The sequence below is a fragment of the Streptomyces recifensis genome (genome assembly GCF_002154615.1).
Classification (GTDB): domain Bacteria; phylum Actinomycetota; class Actinomycetes; order Streptomycetales; family Streptomycetaceae; genus Streptomyces; species Streptomyces griseoluteus.
This window is the reverse complement of record NZ_MUNH01000139.1, coordinates 1-6,581: the sequence shown is the minus strand read 5'-3', so window position 1 is coordinate 6,581 and position 6,581 is coordinate 1. Positions and strand designations below refer to the sequence as shown.

Below are 6,581 nucleotides of genomic sequence, written 5' to 3'. Positions count from 1 at the left end.
GTGCGGGGTGGACACGGGTGGGGTGTGTGCCGCCCGTGGGGTTCGGGGCCCCACGGGAGTTCCGGACTCTAACCGTCCGCCACCGCGCGTGGACGGCCTGCCGGGGAAACTTCCCTCCCCCGAGGGAACCGGCGTTCCGTGTTACCGCCCCGTGTTCCGCTCCCCGTCGCCCCCGCGCGTCACCAGTCGCCGCGCGAGGAGGAGCCCGCCGTGAACTTCCGCACCACGTAGATGAGTCCGCCGACCAGAGCGACGAAGAGCAGGAGCTTGAACAACAGGCCGATCAGGAAGCCGACCACGGCCGCTATCAGGCCGCCGAACACCACCAGCGCGATGACCGGCACCGCGACCCACTTCACCCACCACGGCAAGCCCGTGAAGATCTCTCGCATCGCCCTGTCCTTTGCGCTAGCGGTTCTTGATGTCCCGCTTCGATGCTAGGGCCGGGGAGAGCCTCCGTGGGGGTCTCGCACCCCTTGTCGTCCCCTGATCCATCCCCTAGGGAACCCTGAGACCCGACCCTCAGCCCTCGGGGGGAGAGAACACCACCAGGACCCGCAGATCCTCGCTGATGTGGTGGAACTTGTGGGACACCCCGGCGGGCACGTAGACCACGCTGCCCCGCGCGACCTCGGTGGTCTCCAGGCCGACCGAGACCGAGGCCCGGCCGCTGACCACGAAGTACACCTCGTCCTGGGAGTGGGGGTTCTGGGGGTCGTGGGACCCGGCGTCGAGCGCGTACAGACCGACCGACATGTTCCGCTCCCGCAGGAACTGGAGGTAGGCCCCGTCGTTCGCGGCGCGCTCCGCCTCCAGATCGTCCAGCCGGAATACCTTCATCGCCGTTGTCCGCCCTTGCCGCGCCGCCCACTCTGATCCTGGTCTGCCACGATCAGACACATGAAGAATCTCCTAGTCAAGACGATCGCCAACGCGGGCGCCCTCGCGGTCGCCGTGTGGCTCCTCGACAAGATCACCCTCACCGGTGACAGCACGGGCAAGAAGGTCGGCACGCTGATCGTGGTCGCGCTGGTCTTCGGGCTGGTGAACCTTCTGGTCAAGCCGGTGGTGAAGGTGCTCACCTTTCCGCTGTTCATCCTGACCCTCGGCCTGATCACCCTGATCGTCAACGCGCTGATGCTGCTGCTGACCTCGTGGGTGTGCGGGCAGCTGAACCTGAGTTTCCACGTGGAGGGGTTCTGGACGGCCGTGCTCGGCGGTCTGATCATCTCCGTCGTCTCCTGGGCGCTGAACCTCGTCCTGCCCGACGAGGACTGATCCGGTCATGGCCTTCCGCGTCTGTTTCGTGTGCACCGGCAACATCTGCCGCTCCCCGATGGCCGAGTCGGTCTTCCGGGCGCGCGTCGCCGAGGCCGGGCTCGACGGCCTCATCGAGGCCGACAGCGCCGGCACCGGCGGCTGGCACGAGGGCGACGCCGCCGACCCGCGCACCGTCTCGGTCCTCGACGAGCACGGCTACGGCACCGAGCACATCGCGCGGCAGTTCCAGCCGTCCTGGTTCGGCCGCCTCGACCTCGTGATCGCCCTCGACACCGGCCACCTCAAGGCCCTGCGCCGCCTCGCCCCCACCGAGGAGGACGCCCGCAAGGTGCGCCTGCTGCGCTCGTACGACCCGTCGGCCGGCGCCGACCTCGATGTCCCGGACCCTTATTACGGGGGCCGCGACGGCTTCGAGGAGTGCCTTGAGATGGTGGAGGCGGCGAGCGCCGGACTGCTCGACTCCGTACGCGAACATCTGGAGGAACGGCCCGTATGAACGACACTGCCGCGCACCCGGACTCCCCCGGCGACGGCACGCGCGCCGTTCGCGCCGGCCTTCCCGAGCCGGTGAAGCACGAGCCGACCCTGCCGGGGCCGGTCTTCGCCGCGCACTTCCACCTGCCCGGCGAGGTGAGCGGACCGTACTCCTACGGCCGCGACGGCAACCCCACGTGGACCCTGCTGGAGCGGGCCATCGGCGAGCTGGAGGCGCCCGGCGCCGACGCCGCCGAGACGCTGGTGTTCGCCTCCGGCATGGCGGCGATCTCGGCCGTGCTCTTCTCCCAGCTCAAGACCGGCGACACGGTAGTGCTGCCCTCGGACGGCTACCAGGCGCTCCCCCTGGCCCGGGCCCAGCTCGAGGCGTTCGGCATCGAGGTGCGCACGGCGCCCACCGGCGGTGACGCCCAGCTCGACGTGCTCGACGGGGCGAAGCTGCTGTGGATCGAGTCGCCGTCCAATCCCGGCCTCGACGTGTGCGACATCCGGCGGCTGGTGGAGGAGGCCCACGCCCGCGGGGCGCTGGTGGCCGTGGACAACACCCTCGCCACGCCGCTCGGGCAGCGTCCGCTGGAGCTGGGCGCCGACTTCGCCGTGGCCAGCGGCACCAAGCAGCTCAGCGGGCACGGCGACGTCCTGCTGGGGTACGTCGTCGGCCGCGCGGGTGAGCCGATGGACGCGGTGCGCCGTTGGCGGAAGATCGTCGGGGCGATCCCCGGCCCGATGGAGGCGTGGCTCGCCCACCGCTCGATCGCCACGCTCCCGCTCCGTGTCGACCGGCAGAACGCCACGGCACTGGCGGTGGCCGAAGCGCTGCGCGGCCGTCCCGAGGTCTCCGGCCTGCGGTATCCGGGGCTGCCCGACGACCCGTCGCACGAGGTCGCCGCGCGGCAGATGCGCCGCTTCGGATGCGTGGTCTCCTTCACGCTGCCCACGCGCGAGCGCGCCGAGCGGTTCCTTGAGGCCCTGCGGCTGGTCGAGGACGCGACGAGCTTCGGCGGAGTGCGGTCCACGGCCGAACGGCGCGGCCGCTGGGGCGGAGACGCGGTGCCGGACGGGTTCATCCGCATGTCGGTCGGGGCCGAGGACGCCGAGGACCTCGTGGCGGACGTGCTGCGGGCCCTGGACAAGTCCGCCGGGTCCGCCGGCTGAAAGCGGTGCGGACGGTCCGAGCCTCCCCCCTCGTGGCTCGGACCGTCCCCGGTTCCGCGCGCGAAGAACCGCGCGAACAAGGTTAGTTGACTCTGCGTCAGTGTCCAATCACGGTAACGACAGAGACCTATCGACTTATTTATAGTTGGGGCCTGCCCGGCCTGCCCGAGGAGGCAGGGAAAGGGGGCCCCGCCATGGACCTGGCCCTGCTGCGGACCTTTGTCACCGTGCACCGGGCCGGCTCCTTCACCCGCGCCGCCGCGCTGCTGGGCCTCTCCCAGCCCGCCGTCACCTCCCAGATCCGCACGCTGGAGCGCCAGCTCGGCCGTCCCCTCTTCCTGCGTCAGGCACGCGGGGTGACCCCCACGACCATCGGGGACGAACTGGCCCACAAGGCCGCGCCCCATCTCGACGCCTTGGTCGAGATAGCCGAGAGCGGCCTGGACGACGAGTCCTCGCTGCGCACCCTGCACCTGGCCGGACCCCCGGAGTTCACCACCGAGCGGGCCCTGCCCGCCCTGACGGAGCTGACCGGCGCCGACGGCCAGGGCTTCGCCCTCCGCGCCTCCTTCGGCACGGCGGAGGAGGTCCTGGAAGGGCTGGCGGCGGGCCACCACGAGCTGGCCATCAGTACGCTCCGGCCACGCGGCGCCCTGCTGAGCGCGAGCCCGCTCTGCGACGAGGAGCATGTGCTGGTCGCCGCCCCGCGCTGGGCCGAGCGGCTCGAGCCGGACGCGCTGCGGGGGACGGGAGCGGCCGCGTTGAAGAACCTCCCCGTGGTCGAGGTCCACGAGTCGCTGCCGTTCGTCTCGCGCTACTGGGCCTCCGTGTTCGACACCCGTCCGGGCGCCTCGGGGACGGTCATCGTGCCGGACCTGCGCGCGGTGCTGGCCTGTGCCGCCTCGGGGGCGGGTCTCGCGGTGCTGCCCCGCTATCTGTGCGCCCCCGCCCTCGACCGGGCCGAGTTGGTCCAACTGCACGACCCGGCCGTGCCGCCGCTGCGGACCTACTTCCTGGTGGTGCGCACCGGCTCGCTGGCGCTGCCGCATGTCGCGCGGGCACACGAGTGGCTCCAGCGGGCCGCCTTACGGTGGTGCTGAGCGGGTATTCCTCCGCGAATGTCTCCCCGCGATCAGTCCGGGGCCGCCCCCGATGTTTCACGTGGAACCGGCCGGGCCACATTGTTCCCATGACCGTCCGACCCGTGGTCAAGCGCACCGCCCGCGCCGTTCTGCTGGACGGTGACGACCTGATCCTGATCAAGCGCACCAAGCCCGGCGTCGATCCCTACTGGGTCACCCCCGGTGGCGGGGTCGAGCCCGAGGACCCGACCGTCGTCGACGCCCTGCACCGCGAGGTGTACGAGGAACTCGGCGCCAAGATCTCCGATGTCGTGCCCTGCTTCGTGGACACCGTGGAGCACATCGGCGAGGACGGCGGGGCAACCGGCGTCAAGGTCCAGCACTTCTTCGTCTGCCGCCTGGAGTCCATGGACCCAGCGCTCCGCCACGGCCCCGAGGTGGAGGAGCCGGCCGGGGAGTACGAGATCGTCCGCATCCCGTTCAATCGGGTCGGCATCGCCTCCGTCCACCTCGTGCCGCTGTCGCTGCGGCACTATCTGGACGGCAACATCGAGGGCGTACGCGCGATGCACGCCCCCGACCTCGGCTGACCCGGGCCGCTCAGGAGCCGGTGACCACCAGGTCCTCGACGGGGTCATGGCGTATGCGGGGCGCCGGTACGCCGAGCGCCTGCAACACGGAGACACCACTGCGAATCATGCCCGGCGGCCCGGAGAGATAGGCGTCGTAGTCCCGCCAGGGGCCGCTCGCCCGCACGGCGTCGTGCAGACGGCGGTCCTCCCGGTCGATGACCGAGCGGACGGACATCCAGGGGTGGGCCTGCCGCAACCGGAGCAGGGTGTCGATGTCGTACAGGTCGTGGTGGTTGCGGGCGCCGTAGAAGACCTCGACGGGGCGGCGGGCGCCGTGCTCGGCGACCTCTTCGACCATGGCCTTGATCGGGGCTATGCCGGTGCCTCCGCCCAGGCAGAGCAGGCCGCTGTCGGTGTCGTGGTCGACGCTCATCGAACCGACCGGCGGCCCGAGACGCACCAGGTCACCGGGGCAGGCGCGGTGCACCAGGGCATGGGAGACCCAGCCCGCCGGAACCGCCCGCACATGGAAGGTGAGCAGGCCGTCGGGGCGGGGCGCGGAGGCGAAGGAGTAGTGCCGCCACACTCGCGGCCACCAGGGCGTCTCGACGCTCGCGTACTGCCCGGCCAGGAAGGGGTACGGCTGGTCGGGACGCAGCGTGATCACGGCGACATCGGGGGTGCGCAGGTCGTGGGACACGACCTCTGCATGCCACCAGGGCGGAGCCTCCCGCTCGTCCGTCTCGGCGGCCTCAATCATGACCTGAGAGATGGTCGCGTAGACCCGGCCCCAGGCCGCTTCCATCTGTGGGTTCCAGGTGTGGGTGGCGTACGCGCTCAGGGCGCCGATCAGACACGCGCCGACGGCCGGATAGTGCTCGGGCCGGGTGCCGTACTTACGGTGGCCCCGGCCGAGGTTGCGCAGGTAATCGACGAGTACCGGGGTGTTGTCGATGTGTTCTGCCGCGGTGAGCAGGGCACGCAGCAGCCGGTCCCGCTGGGTGTCCATGGCCGGCGGGAACAAGGCGCGCAGTTCCGGGTGGCGGACGAAGAGCAGGGCGTAGAAGTAGGAGGTCACCCTGTCGGCCAAGGGCGCGATCTCCGCCAGCGTGCGGCGGATGAGCAGCGCGTCCCAGGATGTCTGCGCACGGGAGGGCGCGGCTGCGTGCCGTGGATGTCGGTCGACGCCGTCTGCCGTGCCGTCGTCCCCCGATGGGGTGGCCGGAGCTTCCATGTGTGCCCTCGCTCGCACTCCTGCGGCGGTCTGCGCTCTCCCCCTCGGAAGCGCGTGATCCCCGCCGGGGAGGGGGACCGCAGCACTCGTTCCGCAGCATGGCACCGTGGGCCGGTATCGCGTCCCATTACCCGGAAAGACGGCTCTGGCGGGCTTCGTCCGATTACGCTGTTGGCCGCCACGGCAGGTCGACGTTTCACGTGAAACGGCGCTGGCCGTCAGTGGTTTGCCCCGAGCGGAGAATCTGGCCGGAACCGGTAAGAGGTCTCCGAATCCGGTGGACGTGAGGGGTGGGGTTCGGACAGCCTGACCCGCGTGCCGATCTCTTCACTCGCCGCGCTGCCCATCCGCCGTCTGACTCACCGCGATCTCACCGCCTGCGCCGATCTGTCGGAGAACCGGGGCTGGCCCCGCGAGGAACACAAATGGGGCCTGCTGCTCACCGCCGGCCATGGCTACGGCATCGACGACCCCGACGGTGGCCTCGTCGCCGCGTGCGTCGTCACGGAGTACGGGTCCGGACAGCGGGTGGAACTGGGCGCGATCGGCATGGTCCTGGTCGCCGAGCGCCACTCCCGCAAGGGCGTGGGACGCCGCCTGATGCGGCACGTCGTGGCGGCCATGGACGGCACACCCCTGACCCTGCACGCCACCCCCCTGGGGCGCCCGCTCTACGAGGAGATCGGCTTCAAGACCGTGGGTCAGGCCGAGATGCTCACGGGGCACTTCACGCCGGCCGGATCGGAGCCGTCGGTACCGACG

The 6,581-nt window shown here is 71.0% G+C and carries 9 protein-coding genes; 6 read left to right on the top strand and 3 right to left on the bottom strand.

Translation table 11 applies throughout. The annotated features are described in order from the left end of the window. Positions 1-179 precede the first annotated feature (179 nt). Both CCN33_RS09200 and CCN33_RS09195 read right to left on the bottom strand, forming a co-directional pair. Positions 180-392: a DUF5326 family protein gene (locus CCN33_RS09200; protein ID WP_086693046.1), complete on the bottom strand. Its 213-nt coding sequence runs from the start codon at positions 390-392 to the stop codon at positions 180-182. Positions 393-522: 130 nt separating this feature from the next. Next, the gene (locus tag CCN33_RS09195) at positions 523-840 is read right to left on the bottom strand and encodes a cupin domain-containing protein (protein WP_086693045.1); all 318 of its coding nucleotides are present in this window, start codon (positions 838-840) and stop codon (positions 523-525) included. 60 nt (positions 841-900) lie between these two features. On the opposite strand from CCN33_RS09195, the gene CCN33_RS09190 reads away from it, so the two are divergent. The 5 genes from CCN33_RS09190 (at position 901) to CCN33_RS09170 (ending at position 4,603) form a co-directional block, all read left to right on the top strand. Further along, complete coding sequence (locus CCN33_RS09190) at positions 901-1,278, top strand: phage holin family protein (protein ID WP_086693043.1); 378 nt, start codon at positions 901-903, stop codon at positions 1,276-1,278. 7 nt (positions 1,279-1,285) lie between these two features. Then, on the top strand, positions 1,286-1,777 hold the full coding sequence (locus CCN33_RS09185; protein WP_086693041.1) for a low molecular weight protein-tyrosine-phosphatase: 492 nt from the start codon (positions 1,286-1,288) through the stop codon (positions 1,775-1,777). After that, positions 1,774-2,931 (top strand): cystathionine gamma-lyase, encoded by a 1,158-nt coding sequence (locus CCN33_RS09180; RefSeq protein ID WP_086693039.1) that lies wholly within the window; start codon positions 1,774-1,776, stop codon positions 2,929-2,931. The genes CCN33_RS09185 and CCN33_RS09180 overlap by 4 nt, the downstream gene beginning before the upstream one ends. Positions 2,932-3,125: 194 nt before the next feature. Further along, complete coding sequence (locus CCN33_RS09175) at positions 3,126-4,031, top strand: LysR family transcriptional regulator (RefSeq protein WP_086693037.1); 906 nt, start codon at positions 3,126-3,128, stop codon at positions 4,029-4,031. An 89-nt stretch (positions 4,032-4,120) separates the two neighbouring features. Continuing rightward, entirely contained in the window at positions 4,121-4,603 is a 483-nt protein-coding gene (locus CCN33_RS09170; RefSeq protein WP_086693035.1) for an NUDIX domain-containing protein, read from the top strand. Between the two features lie 10 nt (positions 4,604-4,613). Here the strand turns inward: CCN33_RS09170 and CCN33_RS09165 are convergent, their stop codons facing one another. Further along, positions 4,614-5,819, bottom strand: a complete 1,206-nt coding sequence (locus CCN33_RS09165) for a globin domain-containing protein (protein ID WP_086693033.1) — start codon at positions 5,817-5,819, stop codon at positions 4,614-4,616. A gap of 315 nt (positions 5,820-6,134) precedes the next feature. On the opposite strand from CCN33_RS09165, the gene CCN33_RS09160 reads away from it, so the two are divergent. After that, a partial coding sequence (locus CCN33_RS09160; RefSeq protein WP_140394492.1) for a GNAT family N-acetyltransferase occupies positions 6,135-6,581 on the top strand: 447 nt, incomplete at its 3' end.

Excerpts from the sequence above, each read along its gene's own strand:
- CCN33_RS09200 (WP_086693046.1), bottom strand. The coding sequence starts at position 392 with ATGCGAGAGATCTTCACGGGCTTGCCGTGGTGGGTGAAGTGGGTCGCG.
- CCN33_RS09195 (WP_086693045.1), bottom strand. The coding sequence starts at position 840 with ATGAAGGTATTCCGGCTGGACGATCTGGAGGCGGAGCGCGCCGCGAAC.
- CCN33_RS09190 (WP_086693043.1), top strand. The coding sequence starts at position 901 with ATGAAGAATCTCCTAGTCAAGACGATCGCCAACGCGGGCGCCCTCGCG.
- CCN33_RS09185 (WP_086693041.1), top strand. The coding sequence starts at position 1,286 with ATGGCCTTCCGCGTCTGTTTCGTGTGCACCGGCAACATCTGCCGCTCC.
- CCN33_RS09180 (WP_086693039.1), top strand. The coding sequence starts at position 1,774 with ATGAACGACACTGCCGCGCACCCGGACTCCCCCGGCGACGGCACGCGC.
- CCN33_RS09175 (WP_086693037.1), top strand. The coding sequence starts at position 3,126 with ATGGACCTGGCCCTGCTGCGGACCTTTGTCACCGTGCACCGGGCCGGC.
- CCN33_RS09170 (WP_086693035.1), top strand. The coding sequence starts at position 4,121 with ATGACCGTCCGACCCGTGGTCAAGCGCACCGCCCGCGCCGTTCTGCTG.
- CCN33_RS09165 (WP_086693033.1), bottom strand. The coding sequence starts at position 5,819 with ATGGAAGCTCCGGCCACCCCATCGGGGGACGACGGCACGGCAGACGGC.